The following is a 19,942-nucleotide window of genomic DNA, read 5'->3' on the forward strand; positions in this document are numbered from 1 at the left end:
CAACTAGTGCGAACGCTATGGCGAAGCAGGTTGAGCTGGCGGCGTTCCTGGCTGATCCCCGCCAGTGCTTGATCGCGGCGTGGGATCCTTGTCGAGCTTGGGATTTCGGTCCACCGGTTCGCCATTCACATCATCGGCCTTGGAGTTTGCAGGGTCCGTTTGGCCAGGATTTGGGCTGTAAGTATCTGGCGATGGAACCCGGCTGTTTTGCTGTGTCGCCGGTGTCTTAGCCTGCTCGCCATAGATTTCAGCGATCCCCCAGGCAACGAGCGCCAAGACAAGGCCTGCCAAGAGCACGCCAAGGACCGGTCGCCCCAAGCCACCCTGCCTGGCCCGCTTTTCCGGAATGTTTCTGCTCATGATCGCAACCTTGGGCTAAGAGGAGTGGCCCGCGCTCCAGGAGCGAAGACGCGAGACGGTCAAGAGTTCCGGACGTTGGCCATGCGGCGAACAGGGAACTCGCTGCACATACCGAACTCGCTGGCGCTGTTGATGTTCCCACGGAATACAAACAGCGCGCCGCCGGGAGCCGGACTGGCAATTTGGGTTGGAGTGGCTGGAACGAGCCAGCTCAAGGTCAACGAGCGGCGGTGTGCGTAAGCGGGCATTGCGAGCCAGACTGGAACTTTGCCGAATCTGCCGCGTTGCCGACCATGGCCGACTACAACGAGACCACCAATCCGGTGCTGACCGGTTGCAAGGCCCGCGTTGCCACCAGGGACATCTGTTTGAAGGCTATCTGAAATTTGCTCCTCGTTGTCGGCGATTCCGCCCAATGGAACATCCTGATCCGCTCGCGGTTGGGGAAGCCCGGGCCAGCTCAGGAGCATCATCATGAACGTCGAACGTAACCCGGCCGAAGACAGAGGCGATATTCAGTCTGGGGTGACAGAGGACAAGACGCCGGGATTCGACCCGGCGGCGGCGCCTATGGAAACCGATGCCGAAGCGGCAGACACCTGCGCCGTGCCGGTTCCCGCAGCGACGGGCACGCCGGCTTTCGCTAATCAAGCAAGCTTCGCCAATGCGATGCGGCGGCCGGACGACGAGCGAGCCCCGGCCCCGAGTAAAAACGGCCCGGTGCTGGCCATTGTCGCGCTTGTCGTCGTTGCCGCCGTCGTGTTCGTTGTCGCCGCGATGCTGGCGCGATAGCAGATCCTGCGCTTGCGCCAAACCTCTGCCCTGCGAAGCGATCAGGGATGCGGTCGTGGCAGCAGGCGATCAGCGGCTGGAAAAACAAGCTGCAGGTTGCAGCGGCGCATGGCACGCCGGCCGGCACCCTGGCCGAGCAGCATTGCGGCATGGCCGAACCCGGCTCGGCCGCCAAGGGTTGAGGCCGGATGCTCGTTGGAAGCGGGAACATTTCACATCAAGCCAAGTTTGGGCTCGCAGGGCTTGTCGTCAAGGAACAGCACATGAAGGCCCTCACATGGCACGGCAAAGGCGACATACGCTGCGAACAGGTGGCCGATCCGACGATCCAGGATGAACGCGACATCGCTGCAGAAAGTTCAGAACGGCGATATCGACCCGTCATTCCATCGCGCTGGCCTCAAGGCCGGGCCCGAACTTACAAAACCTTCCGCGAGAAGGAGGACGGCTGCATCAAAGTCGTGATGCGCCCGCACGGCTGACCGTTCTGTCCAATGGCCCGACTTTGTTGTCCGGCCGTCTGCATGCTGAAAAGGCGAGAGTTGAAAATGGCCAAGGACAAACCCGTATCGACAAACCCGGCCGCGACACCTCCGGTCAGATCGCCTGAGGCCGCCGGTTTGCCACATCCCCGTCGCGATGCTGAAGACAGCGATTCCGGCGCCAAGCCGACGGCACCCAAGACCGCTGGCGCCCAGCAAGCGTCCAGATCGCCACTCGACAGCCGCATTGCAAATCGCAATGCCGGCCGTCCTCGTCAGGCAGGCACGACGCCTCGGCCGACCGACGAACCGCTGGAGTAAAATGAAACCTAAGCTGCGGCGCGGGTATCCGCACCGCGGTGTGTGTGCGCAGTCAGGGTCTTCCTGCCCTGCCGACAGGGCCATACAGGTCTTGATCTCCCGTGGATCGCCGGGATCGGCAATCAATACTTTAGCGGGAAATTCGATGGTACCGTTGGCTGGGATCGAACCAGCGACCTCCGGATCCACAATCCGGCGCTCTAACCATCTGAGCTACAACGGCACGTTCGCCTGAGCCAGATCGTGGTGAAAATTCATTCTCCGAGATCCGCTCTGTCGTTCGGCGATGCGTCCAATACGGTCTATCAGAGACTAATTCAAGGCCTTTGATAAGGCAAAGCCGGTTCCGCCAACAGGCGCCGGTTTCTTCGGCAAAAGAAAAAGGCCGGCGGGAGGAGGTGCCGGCCTTTTCCTGTTACGAGCCAGCGGGAGGAGGTGCTGGCTGGTCACCCCGGAGAGCAGAGGGAGGAGGTTCCACTCGCCGGGTATTCATTTGGACAACTCTATCGCACACCTATTTGTCTGACGAAATGCGACGTTTTGATGCATCGCAGAGTTGTGCGCAATTATTAGGCGGCCTTGATGTCCTTCAGGGCCTTCTCGAAAGCGGTCTTGACCGGCTTGGAGACGTCTTCGGCAGCCTTCGAAGCAACAGCCTGGAAGTCCTTGGCCTGCTCGACCGTGGTCTCGACGCGCTTGCGCAGGAAGGCGGTCTGCAGTTCGACCACTTCCGACAGCGACTTGGCGCCGATGAGGGCCTCGAGATGCGAGAAGCCGGCTTCGGCATTGGCGCGCAGAGCGGCGATGGTCTTGAGCGACAGGTCGCTGGAAACGGTCTTGGCAGTCTCGAAGGTCGATTCCAGGACTTTCTGGGTCTCTTCGGCGCCGGTCTTCAGCTTGGAGTAGGCTTCCTTCGACTGCTCGACGCCCTTTTCGGCGAAAGCGCGGATCTGATCGGTTGCCTTGGAAGCGTCGAAGCTCGGGAATTCGACGTTTTCGATGGTCTCAGCGGTCTTGGCCTTGGTCATTTTCCATCCTTTCGGGGTAGCGGCTTTGACAAAAAGCCGTCTCGTTCATGTATGATGGCAATATAGCGGTTTTTTTGTGCGATGCAATATCTTTGTTGCAGTGCACCATAATTTCTTCCCATGCGTTACCCCAAGAGGTTACCCAAGGGCATTCCGAGGGGCTGTTAACCAAGTGGCCAGAGATTCCACCTGCTTCCCGCCATGGCTTGTGGACCTTCGCCGCGCGGGCTTTTATTAACAAAGCGTTAACTGCAAATTGCCCGCCTTGTAGGTTCGCCAAGAGGGGTTCGCCAAGAGGTTTCACCGAAAGGGTCCGCCAAGCGCATGCCTTCCGAGAACTACTCTTTCCTCGATGTCGCCGTGCTTGATGCGGTTCGCCAGCGCTTCGCCGCCGGCGACGCGATCGCGATTCTGTCGGCCGACCTCGAACAGGTGATCTGGGCCAACGGCCCGGGCGCTGCGGTGTTCGGCTATCCCGATATCGAGGCCATCATCGGCGCCTCGGCTCAGCTGCCGCTGATCGCCAGGCGCCAGATCATGGCGACCGCGGGCTTCCCGCAGATCGGCAGCGACCGCGCCATTACGGTACGGCTGGCGACCGGCATCACCAGCCGCGCCGTCGGCTTCCTGGCCAGTGCGGTGACTATGCCGGACGGCGAAAGCGCCATCATGCTGGTGGTGCCGGCAGCGCAGGCCGGCTCGCGCAGTGCTGCCGACATTGCGGCCCGCGCCATCAGCGGCTTTACCGAAGACGGCCATTTCATCGCCTTTGTCGACGCCGCCGGCACTGTCGAGGCGGCTTCGGATGGCTTTGGCGCGCTCGCCATCCGGCCTGAGACGCTGGCCGCGCTTGTCGCCGACGTGGCGAGCCAGGACGACCGCATCGTCAAGCGGCTGGTCCCCGGCGGCGCAAAGTCCTATCCGGCCGGCTTCGCGCGCCTGACCGAGTCCAGGCATCTGCTGGTGGTCATCGACGAGGATCAGCTCGGTGAGGAAAATCCTGTCGGCGAGCTGGATGCCGAACCTGCTGCAGCGCAGGTCGACGATGGCCCGGCGCAAGCCGCCGCGGAGAACGCGGTAACGGTGGATGCGGTGGCTGACCACCCCACCGCAAGCGGGAATCAGGGCGCCCCACTCGCGGCCGCGCCTGATGTCGGGGAGACAGGTCCGGCTGCCACCGAGCATGATGCTTCGGCGTCAACCGATACAAAGGCGGACCATCGCGAGCAGACGACCGGCCGCGAGCAGGCGGCGAATGACAGCGCGCCGGCGCAACATGATCATTGGTACTTCCATGCCGGCGAAGAGCCGCAGGCGGGCGAGCCGGACAGCCCGGCGCAGGCCGAGCCGGACTCTGTTTCCCCGGCCGAGAGTGCGCAGTTGGACAGCAGTGCCGCTGCGCCCGCCCTGCCGTCCGACGCAGCCCCACCGGCTGCGCCTCCCGCCAAACGTGAGGTCGACCGCTCGGCGCCGCCGCTGCGCTTCGTCTGGCGCACCGACGCCGACGGCAAGTTCAGCGCGCTGTCGCCGGAATTCGGCGACATTGTCGGCAAAGCCGCCGCCGACGTGATCGGCCGCCGCTTCAAGGACGTCGCGACAACTTTCGGCCTCGACGCCTCGGGCGAGATCGCGGGCCTGCTTGAACGGCGCGACACCTGGTCGGGCCGCTCGGTACTGTGGCCGGTTGCCGGCTCCGACCTGAAGATACCGGTCGATCTGGCAGCACTGCCTGTCTATGGCCGCAGCCGCGCCTTCGAAGGTTTTCGTGGTTTCGGCGTCGCCCGCGCCGGCGATGCGGTGGTCGATCCGGAAGCAATCGGCATGGCGCTGGTCCCCAATGGCGCGCCACCGGCAGCAGCCGAGCCGGCCCCGGAACAGCCCGTGGCGGAAGCTCCCAAGGCGGCCGATCCGTTCGAGGGCGAAGTGCCGGCACTGACCATCGTGCCGAAGCAGGAACGTCGTTTTGCCGACAAGGTCATCCGGCTGGCCGAGCATCGGCAGCCCGCCAGCGACAAGCAGCCGACAAGCGAGAGGGGCCTGTCGACGCTGGAGCGCAGCGCTTTCCGCGAAATCGGCGAGCGGCTGAAGAAGGACAATCCCCCGCCGGAGCAGCCGGAGACTGCCAAGCAGGCCGAACCGGCCAATCCGGATCAGGTAATGCCAGACCAGGCCAAGGCAGATGAGCCCAAGCCGGATCATGTCGAGGCGGACCAGCCTGAAACAGCCGCGCCAGCCCGACAACCCGCCGAGGTCTCGAGTCCGGACGAAGCCGGCCCGGCTGCCGTGGCTGAACCATCGGCAGCCGCACCCGAAAGCGAAACGGCTGAGGCCGAACCGCCGGAAAGCGATGCCGAGGACGAAAAGGACCTGACGCGGCTTGACGGCGAGCAGCCGGACGACGGCCTTGCGGACAGCGAAGCAGGCGAGGCGAAGGCGCCGACAGTGTCGCGCTCCCTGCTCGACTATGCCGATCCCGAACCAGGCTCCGTCACCGAAGACAGTACGGAAGCAACGTCGTCCAACGACGAACTTGCGCCGGCTTCCGAACCGGATGATACGCAAGCCCAAGAGATCGTCGAGGCCGCAGAGCCACAGCCGGTTGTTGCCGAGACGCCGGCCAATGCCGGTGAAGACGACAGCATGACGTCGGCCGACTTCCGCGATGCCGAGGACAATGAGGATTGGGCGCCGTCCGACGAGGCGACCGATTCCGCCGTGGAAGACGGGGACAAGGCCGGCGATGCGGACACAGTGCCGGCAGAACCACAGCGCCTGAAAGTGCCGCCGCTCAAGCTTGAGGGGTTCATGCCTTCGGCATTCTCGGCCGGAGATGAACACAAGGCCCCTGACACGTCGATCCTCGGCAAGCTGCCGGTGCCGCTGCTCATCCATTCGGGCGACGAGCTTCATTACGCCAATGAGGAATTCCTCGGCCTGACCGGCTATGACACGCTTGAGGACCTGAGCGACGCCGGCGGGCTCGACGCGCTGTTTGCCGATCCCTATTCAGAAATGGCCGGCGAAAGCGACCACACACTCAAACTGAAGACGCGCGAGGGCCAGGAATTTCCGATCGAAGCCATTTTGCGTTCGGTGCCGTGGCGCGCCGGCAAGGCGCTGATGCTGGTGGTGCGACGTACCGGCGACAACGAGCCGCCGATGGTTGCGCATCTCGCAGCCGACGAGCAGACGCAGCCCGATGTCTCCGAACTCAAAGCGCGCATTGCCGAGATGCGCACCATCATCGACACCGCGACCGATGGTGTGGTGTTGATCGGCCGCGACGGCGACATCCGCTCGATCAGCCGGCCGGCCGAGGCGCTGTTCGGCTTCGACAGCGACGACGTCACCGGTAAACCGTTCGCCTCGCTGTTTGCCATCGAAAGCCAGCGCGCGGCGCGCGACTATCTGAACGGCCTGTCCGAGCCCGGCGTGGCGAGTGTGATGAACGATGGCCGCGAGGTGATCGGGCGCGAGGCGCAAGGGCGCTTCATCCCGCTGTTCATGACCATCGGCAGGCTGCCCAATGACAGCGGCTTCTGCGCCGTGGTGCGCGACATCACGCAGTGGAAGCGGGCCGAAGAGGATCTGACCCAGGCGCGCGCGGTGGCCGAGCGCGCCTCCTCGCAGAAGACCGATTTCCTCGCCCGCATCAGCCACGAGATCCGCACGCCGCTCAACGCCATTATCGGCTTTTCCGAGCTGATGGTGGACGAGAAGTTCGGCCCGGTAGCCAATGACCGCTACCGCGACTATCTCAGAGACATCAACCGCTCGGGCAACCATGTGCTCGATCTCGTCAATGACCTCCTCGACATTTCGAAGATCGAGGCCGGCCAGCAGGAAATGGACTACGAGGCGGTGTCGCTCAACGATACGCTGGCCGAGACGGTGGCGATGATGCAGCCGCAGGCCAACCGCGAGCGTGTCATCATTCGCTCCAGCTTCGCCTCGCGACTGCCGGAAGTCGTCGCCGACCTCAGAAGCGTGCGCCAGATCGCGCTCAACATCCTGTCCAACGCCATTCGCTATACGCAAGCCGGCGGACAGGTGATCGTGTCGACCGCCTATGAAACCTCCGGCGACGTTGTCATGCGGGTGCGCGATACCGGCATTGGCATGAGCCATGCCGAGATCGAGCAGGCGCTGAAGCCATTCAAGCAGATCAATGCGCTGAAGCGCGGGCGTGGCGACGGCACCGGTCTCGGCCTGCCGCTGACCAAGGCGATGGTGGAAGCCAACCGCGCCCGCTTCACCATCACCTCGACGCCGGGCGAAGGGACGCTGGTCGAGGTCGCCTTCCCGTCGACGCGGGTGCTGGCCGAATAGGGCCGGCCATTCCCGGGCGAGAATCCCGGACAAAGAAAAGGCGTCCAACAGGACGCCTTAAATGGGATTTGCTGTCACAACGGGGGCTTGAGCGAATCTGATCCTCAGGGGACGAGGAACGGGATTTCTCCCTCAAGTTACGTGCGACTATCGGCGCCGGGCCTTAACAACTCCTTACCGGCCGTCCAAAAAATTTACGAATGTGTACCACTCATGAAATCTAGGTAAATTCGACCGACATATCTGGTTAACCATCCCGGCCGCGTCACTCAGCCAGCTGCGGCAGGTTCCTGAACAGCTCCAGCGCCTCTGGATTGGCCAACGCTTCCTTGTTCTTGATGGCGCGGCCATGCACCACGTCGCGCACTGCAAGCTCGGTGATCTTGCCCGATTTGGTGCGCGGAATGTCGCTGACGGCGACGATCCTTGCCGGCACGTGGCGCGGGCTGGCGCCGCTGCGGATCTTGGAACGAATGCGCTTTTCCAGATCCTCGTCCAGCGTCACGCCGGCGGCCAGCCGCACGAACAGCACGACGCGGACGTCATTGTCGAAATCCTGGCCGATGCACAGCGCCTCAAGGATTTCCGGCATCTGTTCGACCTGATTGTAGATCTCCGCCGTGCCGATGCGCACACCGCCCGGATTGAGCGTCGCGTCGGAACGGCCGTGGATGATCATGCCGCCATGCGCGGTCCATTCGGCGAAGTCGCCGTGGCACCAGACATTGTCGAAGCGCTCGAAATAGGCCGCATGGTATTTCTTGCCCTCAGGATCGTTCCAGAAGCCGATCGGCATCGACGGGAACGCCTTGGTGCAGACCAGCTCACCCTTTTGCTCGCGGATCGGCTTGCCGTCATCGTCCCATACATCGACGGCAAGGCCGAGGCCGGGACCCTGGATCTCGCCGGTCCAGACCGGTTGCGTCGGTACGCCGAGCACGAAACAGGAGACGATGTCGGTGCCGCCGGAAACCGAGGCGAGATGTACGTCCTTCTTGATGCCGTCAAAGACGAAGCGGAAATCCTCCGGCGACAACGGTGAGCCGGTCGAGGAAATCGCCCGCACACTCGACAGATCATGGCTGCGGATAGGCTTGAGCCCGGCCTTGCGCACGGAATCGATGAATTTGGCCGAGGTGCCGAAAAAGGTCATCTTCTCGGCATCGGCGAAGCTGAACAGCACATTGCCGTCGGGGTGGAAGGGTGAGCCGTCATAGAGCAGCAGCGTGGCGCCCGAGGCCAGGCCCGACACCAGCCAGTTCCACATCATCCAGCCGCAGGTGGTGAAGTAGAAGAAGCGGTCGCCTTCGACGAGCCCGGCATGCAGCCGGTGTTCCTTGACGTGCTGGACCAGCGTGCCGCCGGCCGAATGGACGATGCATTTGGGAATGCCGGTGGTACCTGACGAAAACAGGATGTAGAGCGGATGCGCGAACGGCAGCCGCTCGAACGTGACCGCTTTGGCGGTAAAGGGTGACAGCGCCTCTTCGAGCGCCACGGCCTTGTCGATGATCGCTGCGATATCGCGCGAGGTACCGAGATAGTCGACGATCAGGACCTTGCGGACGGTTTCGAGCTTCGCCGCAACGGCAGCGATCTTGTCGGCTACCTCGATTGCCTTGCCATTGTACCAATAGCCGTCCGGCGCAATGAATATGACCGGCTCGATCTGGCCGAAACGGTCGAGCACGCCCTGCTCGCCGAAATCGGGGGAACAGGACGACCAGACCGCGCCGATGGAGGCGGCCGCCAGCATGGCGGCGACGGTTTCCGGCATGTTGGGCATCATCGCCGCGATGCGGTCGCCCTTTTTCACCTTGAGCGACAGGAAAAGCTGCTGAAAGCGCGAGGTCAGCTGGTGCAGTTCGCTCCACGACAGCCGCCGCTCGATCTTGTCCTCGCCGCGAAAGACGATCGCGTCACCGGAACCGGTCTTCTTCAGCAGGTTCTCGGCGAAGTTCAGTGTCGCTTCGGGAAAGAACGATGCGCCGGGCATCTTGTCGCCATCGACGAGCACGGGCTCGCCCGCATCGGTCCCTTTGTCGCCGACAATGCCGCAAAAGTCCCACAGCAGGCTCCAGAAGCCCTCGCGATCCTCGACCGACCAGCGGTGCAGTTCGGCGTAGGAGGCGAAGGATGTGCCGCTTTTGGCCGCTGCTGCCTTCATGAACGCGGTCAGTGGTGCTGCGTCGATCTGGTCTTGCGTCGGGGTCCAGAGCGGTGCTTCGGCAGCCATTATCGATCCTCCTTGAAGCCCGTCGCGTCGCAAGATAGATATGCTTTTGTTTTGATGCACGTCGTTGTCCCGGAACCGCTGCACTCTTCCGGGCGACATGCACTAGCCTCAGCTTTACAGGCGCGCTGTCCCAAAAACGCCGCGCCTCGTAGCAGGCTGAAGCTGCATCGCTTATGCCTACCACCGTGCGGCAGAGCAAGATTTTGTTCCGCTAAACTCGGCCATGTGTGCGCAATTGCCATCGCCGGGCCATAAAGACTTGAAATGCCTCAGCCCTAAGTCGTAGTGACGACTGGAAGGCGTGGTGACAACTGGCGGTTACACCCGTCAGGCGATTTTTATCGGAATGAAAGCAACCGGGGCAATATGCCATCACCTTTGATCCGGCGCGGAATATGGGCGATCGGCGTTGCCGTGCTCGTCATCGCGCTGGTCGTCGCCGCTCTGCCGCTGATTGCCTCGACCCGGATCGTGCGCGATCGCATTGCCTGGGAGATGAGCGCGTGGAGCGGATTCAGGGTCACCATCGCCGGTTCGCCGCGCATCGAGGTGTGGCCGAAGTTCCGCGCCATATTGAGCGACGTCACGCTGTCGCAGTGGACCGAGACCGACGCGCCGCCGGTGATCGAGGCCGAACGGGTCGAGGTCGACCTTTCGGCCATGGCGGCGCTGCAGGGCGATGTGGTGTTTTCGACGGCGCGGCTGGTGCGGCCGACGATCCGGGTCCAGCGCGCCGCAAACGGCATGTTCCTGCCCTCCATACCAACGGGCGGACGCATCACCCGCTCCATCGACACGGCGCGCGGCGTGGTCAACGCCGATCCGACGAAGCCGGATCTGAGCAAGCTGCCCGCCGATCCGTTCGGCACCGTGGAATTCAGGGACGGCCGCATGGTCGCCTCCGTCAGCGGCAAGGACGTCGAATTGCTGACCAGCCTGTCCGGCCAGGCGAGCTGGGCAGCGATGAACAGCAACGCGACCTTGTCGGCGACCGGAATCTGGCGCGGCGAGAGCGTCACCGTCGATGCCGCCTCGCCCAAGCCGCTGGTGCTGTTTGCCGGCGGCGCCGCACCGGTCACGTTTTCGTTCAAGGCAGCGCCGGCCAGCTTCTCGTTCGACGGCACGGCCAGCATGTCGCAAAACGCCTATTTCGATGGCCAGGCGAAATTCGCCGCGCCCTCGCTGCGGCGCGTGCTGGAATGGTCGCAGGCCGGCATTGCTCCTGGTACGGCGATCGGTTCGGTCTCGATTTCGAGCAAGATCACGGCGACCGCCGGCCGCGTCAAATTCGAAAACACCGCGGTGACGCTCGACAGCAACCCGGGAATGGGGGCGCTGGATTTTTCGTTCGGCGACGCCTTGCCGGTGATATCAGGCACACTCGCCTTCGATACGCTCGACCTCAGGTCGCTGTTTTCGGCCTTCACGCCGCTGGCGCCGACCGGCGAGACCGGTCCCGGCGAAATCGACACCAGCTTCGCCGACCGGATCAATCTCGATCTGAGGCTGTCAGCGGCGCATGCCTCGGCCGGCGCAATCCAGCTTGCCGACGTCGCCGCCACGGCGCAGGTGAAGAACGGGCTTGCCGTCTTCGATATCTCCGATGCGTCGGCCTTTGGCGGCAACGTGCAAAGTAGCCTGCGTTTCGACCGCAAACCGGAGGGCTCGCAGGTCGAGATCCGGCTGCTCGCCTCCGACATTGACGGCGCCGCTTTCGGCACCGCGGCCGGAATGACGCGGCTGGTGCCGGCCAGCACCGGCACTGTCTCGGTCATTCTCAAAGGGCCGGGCAAATCCTGGGACTCGATCTTCGAGAACGCGGACGGCTCGGTCTCTGCGACGTTCGGGCCGGGCGCGCTGAGCGGGCTCAATTTGCCGGCATTTCTGAAGCACACGGAACAGGGCGGCTTCTTCGCGCTCGACGACGTCTCGGACGGGACACTGCCGATGGACGGCGCCGAGCTCAAGGCCACCATCTCGAAGGGTGTGGCAAGGCTGGACAAGGCCGAGGCCAATTCGGCGAAATACAAGGTCTGGCTGTCCGGCATCGCCTCTTACGGCGGACGCGGGCTGGCGCTTTCGGGGGGTGTCACCCAGGCCGACCCGGCAGCGGCACCGGTCAATGGCCAGCAGGGATCCAACCAGTCGTCATTCTTCGTCGGCGGCACCTGGAGCACGCCGTTCATCTCGCCGATCAGCCGCGGCGTCTCAGGCGAATAGGCGGACCCTTACCGGGACCGCCCTATCCCTCGTTTGACGCAATCAACCGCGCTGCGCGGCCTGTTCGTCGAGCTGGCGCTGCACCTCACGCCGCTTGTTGGCGACCGAAGCGATGATGACGCCTACCGCCACGACGGCGATCAGGATGGTGCAGGCGGCGTTGATTTCCGGCGTCACGCCGAGACGCACCTGGCTGTAGATCTTCATCGGCAGCGTGGTGGCGCCAGGCCCGGAGGTGAAGGAGGCTATCACCAGATCGTCAAGCGACAAGGTGAAGGCCAGCATCCAGCCGGAGACGATGGCCGGCATGATCACCGGCAGCGTGATCTGAAAGAAGGTCTTTACCGGCGTTGCGCCGAGGTCCAAGGCAGCTTCTTCCAGCGAACGATCGAACGACACCAGGCGCGACTGCACGACGACAGCCACGAAGCACATGGTCAAGGTGATGTGAGCAAGCGTCACGGTCAGGAAGCCACGGTCGAGACCGACGGCAACGAACAGCAGCAACAGCGACAGGCCGGTGATGACTTCCGGCATGACCAGCGGCGCAAACACCATGCCGGAAAACAGGATGCGGCCCCTGAAGCGGGTGTAGCGGGTCAAGGTCAGCGCTGCCAGCGTGCCGAGCACCGTTGCCACCGTGGCGGAGATGACCCCCACACGCGCCGTCACCCAGGTGGCGTCCATCAGCCCCTGATTGTGAAACAGTGAGACATACCATTTGGTCGAGAAGCCGCCCCAGACGGTAACCAGCTTCGACTCGTTGAAGGAGAAGACGATGAGCAGCACGATCGGCAGATAGAGAAAGGCAAAGCCCAGCACGACCGAGGTGACGTTGAAGCGGCTCCAGGTGGCGTTCATTTGTCCTGCTCCTGGGCGCGTGCCTGAGCCTGCTGGAAGAGCATGATCGGCACGATCAGGAGCAGCAGCAGGATAACGGCGACGGCAGATGACACCGGCCAGTCACGGTTGGCGAAGAATTCATTCCACAAGGTCTTGCCGATCATCAGCGTCTGCGACCCGCCGAGCAGGTCGGGAATGACGAACTCGCCAACGGCCGGGATGAACACCAGCAGGCAGCCGGCGATGACGCCGGGCAGCGACAGCGGAAAGGTGATCTTCCAGAAGGCGGCTGTCGGCGGGCAGCCGAGATCCTTTGCCGCCTCGATCAGCGAGTAATCCATTTTTTCCAGCGACGAATAGAGCGGCAGCACCATGAATGGCAGATAGGAATAGACGATGCCTATGAAGATCGCCGTGTAGGTGTTGAGGATGATCAGCGGCTGATCGATGATGTTCAGCGACAGCAGCAGTTGATTGAGCAGCCCCTCGGGCTTGAGGATGCCGATCCAGGCGTAGACGCGGATCAGGAACGACGTCCAGAACGGCAGGATCACCAGCATCAGCAAGGTCGGGCGGATCGTCGCCGGCGCGCGCGCCATGCCGTAAGCGATCGGGAAGCCGACGAGCAAGGTCAGTATCGTCGAGATCGCCGCGATGATGACGCTGGTGACATAGGCTTTGAAGTAAAGCGCGTCCTGCGTCAGCCAGACATAATTGTCGAAGCTGAGTTCGCGGAAGCGGGCAACGAATCCGGAAATGCCATCCCTGAAATCGAGCACCGGCGTGTAGGGCGGCATGGCGATCGCCGACTGCGACAGCGAAATCTTGAAGACGATAATGAACGGAATGAAAAAGAAGAACAGCAGCCAGAGATAGGGAACGATGATGACGAGCCGGCTGACGAAGCCGGCACCGAGCCGCGTCGGCAATGGTTTGGCCGCGGCCGATGGACCGGCGTCGGTGATGGCGATGTTGGACATGGCCGCTCCCTACCGCGTCAGCACGACGCCGGCATCCGGCCGGAAGGAGACCCAGGCGCGGTCGTTCCAGGTCAGCGGGTCCTCGGTGACTCGCGCCGCGTTGAGCGCGCTTGCCCTGATCATCTGCCCGTCATCCAGCCGGATGTGGTAGACGGTCATGTCGCCGAGATAGGCAACGTCGTAGACCTCGCCCTCAAGCGCATTGACTGCGTCGGCCGGTTTCTTCGACGACACCTTGATCTTCTCCGGCCTGATGGCGAAGACGATGTCGGAACCGGCCTTTGTATCGGTGCTGTTTTCGACGACGATCTGGGCCCCTGTCGCGCCGGTGATGCGCGTGGTGTTTGCCGCACGCTCGGCGACCTTGCCCTCGAACATGTTCACATTGCCGACGAAGTGGGCAACGAAGCGCGAACTGGGGGCTTCATAGACTTCCGCCGGCGTCGCCACCTGCATCACCTCGCCCTTGTCGATGATGGCGATGCGGTCGGCCATGGTCATCGCCTCTTCCTGGTCGTGGGTGACGACGACGAAAGTGAGCCCGAGATTTTGCTGCAGGTCGATCAGCTCGAACTGCGTTTCCTCGCGCAGCTTCTTGTCGAGCGCGCCGAGCGGTTCGTCGAGCAGCAGCACTTTCGGCCGCTTGGCGACCGAGCGGGCGAGTGCGACGCGCTGGCGCTGCCCGCCGGAGAGTTGGTGCGGCTTGCGCTTGGCGAACTGCTCGAGCTTGACCAGCTTCAGCATCTCGGCGACGCGCTTTTCGATATCCGGCGCCGGCATGCCTTCCTGCTTGAGGCCGAAGGCAATGTTCTTTTCCACGCTCATATGCGGGAACAGCGCATAGGACTGGAACATCATGTTGACCGGGCGGCGATAGGGCGGGATGCCGCGCAAATCCTGGCCGTCGAGAAGGATACGGCCGGCGGTGGGCTCCTCGAAGCCGGCAAGCATCCGCAGCAACGTCGACTTTCCGCAGCCCGACGCGCCGAGCAGGGCGAAGAACTCGCGCTCGAAAATGGTCAGCGACAGATTGTTGACGGCGGTGAAGTCACCGAACTTCTTGCTGACATTCTCGAATTGAATATATGGCTTGGCGTTCGGGTCGTTCCATGGCGCGAAATCCCTGCGGATGCTGCCAAGCGATTTCATGTCCCACTCCGTCCTATTTTTTTGCTTCTTGCCCCAGAGAAGAATGGTCCCGGCAGGTGGCTGCCGGGACCATGTCGCATTGCTTACTGGCCGGTGACGATCTTGGTCCAGCTGCGCGTGATCAGGCGCTGGGTCTTGGGATCGTAGGGCTGGACCGTATAGAGCTTTTTCAAGGTCTCGGCGTCCGGATAGACCGCCGGATCATCCAGCAGTGCCTTGTCGACGAACTGCTGCGAAGCCTTGTTGCCGTTGGCGTACAGCACATAGTTGGACGACTTGGCGATCACTTCCGGCTTCATCATGTAGTTGAGAAATTCGAGTGCCTCGGCGGCATGCGGCGCATCGGCGGGAATCGCCATCTGGTCGAACCACATCTGGGCGCCTTCCTTGGGCACGGAATAGCCGATCTCGACGCCTTGCTTGGCCTCGACCGCGCGGTTGCGCGCCTGGAAGACGTCACCCGACCAGCCGACCGCCAAACAGATATCGCCGTTGGCGAGCGCGTTGATGTATTCGGACGAATGGAATTTGCGGATATACGGCCGCACCTTCAGCAACGTCTCCTCGGCCTTGGCGATGTCGTCAGGTGAGGTGCTGTTCGGATCGAGGCCGAGATATTTGAGCGCCGCCGGGATGATGTCGGCCGGCGAGTCCAGCACATAGACGCCGCAGTCCTTCAGCTTGGCCAGGCTGTCGGGATTGAAGAACACATCCCAGCTGTCGATCTTGTCGGTGCCGAGTGCAGCCTTCACCTTCTTGATGTTGTAGCCGATGCCGACCGTGCCCCACATGTAGTTGATCGAATATTCGTTGCCCGGATCGTATTTGGCGGTGCGCTCCGAAACCGTGTCCCACATGTTGGAAATGTTGGGCAGTTTCGACTTGTCGAGCTTCTGGAACACGCCGGCCTGGATCTGGCGGGCCAGGAAGTTGCCGCTGGGCACGACGACGTCATAGCCGCTGCCGCCGGCAAGCAGCTTGGTTTCGAGGATTTCATTGGAATCGAAGGTGTCGTAGACGACCTTGATGCCGGTCTCCTTGGTGAAGTCGTCAATGATCGAACTGTCGATGTAATCCGACCAGTTGAAGACGTTGACGACGCGATCCTCGGCATGGCCGCCAACGGCGAAAAGCGTCAGAAATGCCGAGGTTGCCGAAAGCCAGAGCGCTTTGCGGATCATGCTGTTCTCCTTTGATGAGTGTTCCTTCGCCAAGTCGTCGCTGTTCGAGCGCGATTGGGCATTTGCTTCAGAGTATTGAGCTTTCCGGGCAGCCACAAGCATGAACTGCCAGCGCCGTCCGGGCGGTTCGACGAGCGGCAGATGATGGCTCTGTGTGCCCGCATGGCGGGCGCGCTGACGCCGTCAGAGGCTTTCGCCGCGGCGCTGGCAGGGATACGACGCTGTGGTCCGGTCTTGGTCCGACCGGCGGGGACACTTGGCAAGATAAGCCTGTCTTGTTGTTGCCGTGCCCCAGCCTGCCCGTGCCGCAGCAAGGTTGTCAATGGCCCGCGCGGGGCAAGCCCGGTCCATATGGCGTGCGGCTTCGTTAATTAGGAAAGACGAGCCTAATAGGGAGAGACGTTGTCAACCAAGGGAAAGGCGGTCAATTAGGCGATGGCAGGCCGCTGGTCCCCGGCCGTGCAGCCTCGCCTGGCGCTTGAATTCAAGCCCGATATGGAGGAGCAGCGCGGCGACCACCACCGCGCCGCCGATGATGGTGCGCACCGAGGGCACCTCGCCATGGACGAGCCAGACCCAGATCGGTCCGAGGATCGGCTCGAACGTGCCGAGGAGTGCTGCGATCGCCGCCGGAACCAGCCTCGCGCCGGTGGCGAAGAAGGCAAGGCCCAGCCCGAGATTGATGACGCCGAAGGCAAACAGGAAAGCCATGTCGTGGGCCGACGTGGCAAACTGCGTGGCTTGCGATGCGGCGAAAGCCGCTGCCAGCATCGTGCCGAGGCACGTCGCCGGCGTCATGCGCACATGGGCGAAGCGCCGGGTGATGACAGTGGCGATCGAGAACATGACGGCGATCAGCAGCGACAGCCCGTCACCGATGGGCGATACGGCGCCGTCGAGCGATTCCGACACCATGATGGCGACGCCGGCGATGACGGCGGCGATCGCCACCCAGGTCGCGACGGCGACGCGTTCGCGAAACAGCACCCAGGCAAGCAATGCCGCCAGCAGCGGCACACCGGCCTGCATCAACAGGATATTGGCAACGGTGGTGTAGGCGAGCGCGACAACGAAGCACGTCGACGCCGTGGCGAAACAGACGGCCACGGCAAGGCCGGGCAGGCCCATGTCGCGAAACAGCCGCAACATGCCGCGCCAGCCGTCGCGCCAGGCCATGAAGCAAATCAGGAACACAGCCGCCCACAGCGATCGCCAGAACACCACGGTCCAACTGTCAGCGGTGTCGATGAAGCGGGCGATGGTGCCGCCAAAGCTCCACATCAGCGCCGACAGGAACACCAGCAGCAAGCCGACCCGCTCTTCGCGCGGCGAGACGATCGGCGGTGCGGCGATTGGAGAAGATGCGGTATCGGTCATGGGGTGCGACTGTCGGCTATCTCGGGGCGGCATGATGCACAATGGACGACAGAAACGTGCCGTATTCGCCTAGCGCATAGGCTACCGCCGGACGTGATCCAGCCCGGCATTCCCTTTGGCGCACCGCCAACCGGCAGCCATACGGGCAAACACCGCCGTTTCTAGGACGTGCCCTTGTTGCCGCGGATAAAGCGCCAAAGACCGGCCAACGGTACCAGCAGCAGAATGCCGAACTTTTTCAGGGCGATGACCGCGACCGCAATCAGGCCGGCCTTTGCCGCGAGTTTTCCGGCGATGAGGCCGCCAATGCCAACCGCGGCGACCGTGTCGGTGCCGGGCAGAAAATCGGTGTATTTCTTGCCGGTGTTGAAGTCCGCCACGCCCAGCACTTCGTCCAGGCTCTGCTTGATCTCCGGCAATTGTTCAACCGTAGCGATGTAGCTCATCACGAAGACGCCTTCCCGGCCGAGGAAACGGACGTCGTAATTGAGCGTGTGGACGGTATCGTCTCCGAACTGCAGTTCCTTGGCCCAGTGCAGCCGCTTGTGGACGAAATCATAGACCGGCGGCGAGGCCCAGCCGATTAGCTTGATCGGGGGAAAGCCGTCCTTTACCCGCTGATCGTTGGCCGACAATGTGTCCGCCTGCATGCTGCTCAGCAGTTCGGTGTAGTCGATGGATGCGGCGTCGGCGTCATCGACATGGCCGATCTTTTCATAGCGCAATTCGATGCCCCAACCCTTGCCGGCGATGGGCTCGTACTTGGCCGGGAAGATCATGCCGATTGCTTCGGACGCGGTATCAGGCGGATTGCCCCAGGCCTCGGTCAGGACGGACGTCGCGTCCTTCTTGCCCAGAAAATAGAACTTGTCCTTGAGATCGAGATGGATGCCTTCGGGAAGGTCGACCGCGCCGGTCTTTGGATCGATCTTGTCCAGGAATGCCTTGCCGTCGTCACTATACTGTTGATAGTCCTTGAAGAATTCCGAGGATTTTTCTGCCAGAACAGGCCCCGCCAAAAGGGCAAGCGCCACGCCAAGCCACAAAGCTTTCCTGTTCATAAGCCGTCCCCCCTTGGCTGCCCTGCAGCTCACCTTCGATAGCGCAGCGCCGATGCTTAATCAATATTTGGTTCGGCGATGGTTCGGGCCGCGCTCTATTGCTTTAGCGCAAACAGCTGCAGTCTTCCGCGACCTCCAGCCCGAGAAGCATCACTGGAAATCGAAGGCGCTCAGGCCCGTCACCATCTCGTCGAGGCCCAGCGGACGGGTCACCGGCGGCTCGGCGCGGGCGAGGCAGCCGATGCGTTCGCACAGCCGGCAAGCGGGACCGACCAGCGTGGCGGCGCCCTGTCCGGCCTTTGCCGGCAGCCCGGCGCCATAGACGATCTCGTCGCGAAAGCCGATATCGCAGCCCAACAGCAGCGCGGTGCGGCGCGGACGCTCGGAGAACGAACCCTGCGGCCCCTCGAGCGTGCGTGCGATGCAGAGGAACTCGGCGCCGTCGGGCATTTCAACCGCCTCGACCAGGATTTGGCCAGGCGAAGCGAAAGCGGCATGGACCGGCAGTTTCGGGCAGCCGCCGCCAAAGCGGCTTTGCGGAAAGCCCTGGCCACCGGCCTTGCGGAAGCGGTTACCGGCATTGTCGACCTCGAGCATGAAGAACGGGACCCCGGACAAGCCAGGACGCTGCAGCATGGTCAGGCGGTTCGCCGCCTGTTCGAAGGAGACGCCGAAACGCGAGCGCAGCACATCGATGTCGTAACAAGCCCGCACGGCGGCGGCATGAAAGGCCTGATAGGGCATCATCAAGGCATGGGCGGCGTAGCGGCCGAACTCGAAGCGGGCGAGCCGGCGGGCTTCGTCCGTACCGAGCTTCAGCGCCTGAATTTCGCCGGCGACAGCGACCGTCATGCGGATCAGGCAGGCCTCCATGGCGACTTCGCGCAACTGGTCGAACGGCGACAGCCGCTCCGATAGAAAAAGACGCTGCGAATGACGGTCATAACGGCGGCGCCAGTTCGGCATGGTGGCCACCGGCAGCACCTTGACGACGATGCCATACTCGCGCTTCAGCCACGCCTTCAGCGCGCCGAACAGATCGTCGCCGGGGTCGAGCACCGAGGTGAAGGCCTCGGCCTCCTCCTCGAGTGCTGCAAAATGGTTCGGCCGGCGCTCGAAAATCTCGTGCACTTCGTCGATCGGCAGCCGCGCACCGGACAGCGCCGTGGCGCGGCCCTCGCGCGCCAGAAGCTCGTTGAGATCGGACAGCCGCTCGACCTGCTCGCGGTAAGCGCGAAACAGTTTTATCATCGCAGCCGATGCGTTGGGGGCGGCCTCGGCCAGTTCGATCAGTTCCTGGTCCCCCGGCAATTCACCGGCAAGCAGCGGGTCGCCGAAGACTTCCTTCAAGGCCGAGATCGACCCTCTCGCCTCACCCTGCAATTCATGCGGGTCGACCTTGTAGACAGAGGCCAGCTTTAGGATCAGCTGCACCGTCAGCGGCCGCTGGTTGCGCTCGATCAGGTTGAGATAGGACGGCGAGATGCCGAGCCCCTCTGCCATCGCTGTCTGGGTCAGGCCTTTGGCGATGCGGATGCGGCGGATGCGCGGCCCGGCAAAGATCTTCTGGTCGGCCATCGGCT

General features: G+C 62.9%; 11 protein-coding genes, 1 tRNA gene and 3 pseudogenes. 5 read left to right on the top strand and 10 right to left on the bottom strand.

The features are described 5' to 3' along the window. The first annotated feature begins 834 nt into the window (after window positions 1-834). From NKI46_RS26140 to NKI46_RS26150, 3 genes and pseudogenes are all read left to right on the top strand, one after another. Window positions 835-1,152 (top strand): hypothetical protein, encoded by a 318-nt coding sequence (locus NKI46_RS26140; protein WP_031196696.1) that lies wholly within the window; start codon window positions 835-837, stop codon window positions 1,150-1,152. Window positions 1,153-1,220: 68 nt separating this feature from the next. Further along, window positions 1,221-1,334 (top strand): annotated as a pseudogene (locus tag NKI46_RS26145) (SDR family NAD(P)-dependent oxidoreductase); the annotation flags it as partial. A gap of 81 nt (window positions 1,335-1,415) precedes the next feature. Continuing rightward, window positions 1,416-1,496 (top strand): annotated as a pseudogene (locus tag NKI46_RS26150) (alcohol dehydrogenase catalytic domain-containing protein); the annotation flags it as partial. A gap of 605 nt (window positions 1,497-2,101) precedes the next feature. Here NKI46_RS26150 and NKI46_RS26155 read toward each other — a convergent pair. Next, window positions 2,102-2,178, bottom strand: a tRNA-His gene (locus tag NKI46_RS26155). A gap of 346 nt (window positions 2,179-2,524) precedes the next feature. Then, the gene (locus NKI46_RS26160; protein ID WP_023669330.1) at window positions 2,525-2,983 is read right to left on the bottom strand and encodes a phasin; all 459 of its coding nucleotides are present in this window, start codon (window positions 2,981-2,983) and stop codon (window positions 2,525-2,527) included. Between the two features lie 324 nt (window positions 2,984-3,307). On the opposite strand from NKI46_RS26160, the gene NKI46_RS26165 reads away from it, so the two are divergent. Beyond that, window positions 3,308-7,312, top strand: coding sequence for a PAS domain S-box protein (locus NKI46_RS26165; protein WP_352748720.1), 4,005 nt, complete (start codon window positions 3,308-3,310; stop codon window positions 7,310-7,312). Between the two features lie 265 nt (window positions 7,313-7,577). Here NKI46_RS26165 and NKI46_RS26170 read toward each other — a convergent pair whose 3' ends face one another. Beyond that, window positions 7,578-9,548 (bottom strand): acetoacetate--CoA ligase, encoded by a 1,971-nt coding sequence (locus tag NKI46_RS26170; protein WP_023827905.1) that lies wholly within the window; start codon window positions 9,546-9,548, stop codon window positions 7,578-7,580. A gap of 366 nt (window positions 9,549-9,914) precedes the next feature. On the opposite strand from NKI46_RS26170, the gene NKI46_RS26175 reads away from it, so the two are divergent. Further along, complete coding sequence (locus NKI46_RS26175; RefSeq protein ID WP_352748724.1) at window positions 9,915-11,768, top strand: AsmA family protein; 1,854 nt, start codon at window positions 9,915-9,917, stop codon at window positions 11,766-11,768. A 42-nt stretch (window positions 11,769-11,810) separates the two neighbouring features. Here the strand turns inward: NKI46_RS26175 and NKI46_RS26180 are convergent, their stop codons facing one another. The 7 genes and pseudogenes from NKI46_RS26180 to NKI46_RS26210 form a co-directional block, all read right to left on the bottom strand. Next, window positions 11,811-12,629, bottom strand: coding sequence for an ABC transporter permease (locus NKI46_RS26180; RefSeq protein ID WP_023681869.1), 819 nt, complete (start codon window positions 12,627-12,629; stop codon window positions 11,811-11,813). Then, a complete protein-coding gene (locus NKI46_RS26185) occupies window positions 12,626-13,591 on the bottom strand; it encodes an ABC transporter permease subunit (RefSeq protein ID WP_352748726.1) in 966 nt (321 codons plus the stop codon). The genes NKI46_RS26180 and NKI46_RS26185 overlap by 4 nt, the downstream gene beginning before the upstream one ends. 9 nt (window positions 13,592-13,600) lie before the next feature. Next, window positions 13,601-14,740 carry an ABC transporter ATP-binding protein gene (locus tag NKI46_RS26190; RefSeq protein WP_352748729.1) on the bottom strand — a complete coding sequence of 380 codons (1,140 nt, stop codon included), beginning with the start codon at window positions 14,738-14,740 and terminating at the stop codon, window positions 13,601-13,603. Window positions 14,741-14,823: 83 nt separating this feature from the next. After that, a complete protein-coding gene (locus NKI46_RS26195) occupies window positions 14,824-15,921 on the bottom strand; it encodes a polyamine ABC transporter substrate-binding protein (protein ID WP_023681872.1) in 1,098 nt (365 codons plus the stop codon). Window positions 15,922-16,345: 424 nt separating this feature from the next. Then, window positions 16,346-17,298 (bottom strand): annotated as a pseudogene (locus NKI46_RS26200) (DMT family transporter). 161 nt (window positions 17,299-17,459) lie between these two features. After that, complete coding sequence (locus NKI46_RS26205; protein ID WP_031253330.1) at window positions 17,460-18,359, bottom strand: DUF2167 domain-containing protein; 900 nt, start codon at window positions 18,357-18,359, stop codon at window positions 17,460-17,462. 150 nt (window positions 18,360-18,509) lie between these two features. Beyond that, a complete protein-coding gene (locus NKI46_RS26210) occupies window positions 18,510-19,937 on the bottom strand; it encodes a helix-turn-helix domain-containing protein (protein ID WP_023738250.1) in 1,428 nt (475 codons plus the stop codon). Window positions 19,938-19,942 lie beyond the last annotated feature (5 nt).

The organism is Mesorhizobium sp. M0615 (assembly GCF_040320805.1).
Lineage (GTDB): Bacteria > Pseudomonadota > Alphaproteobacteria > Rhizobiales > Rhizobiaceae > Mesorhizobium.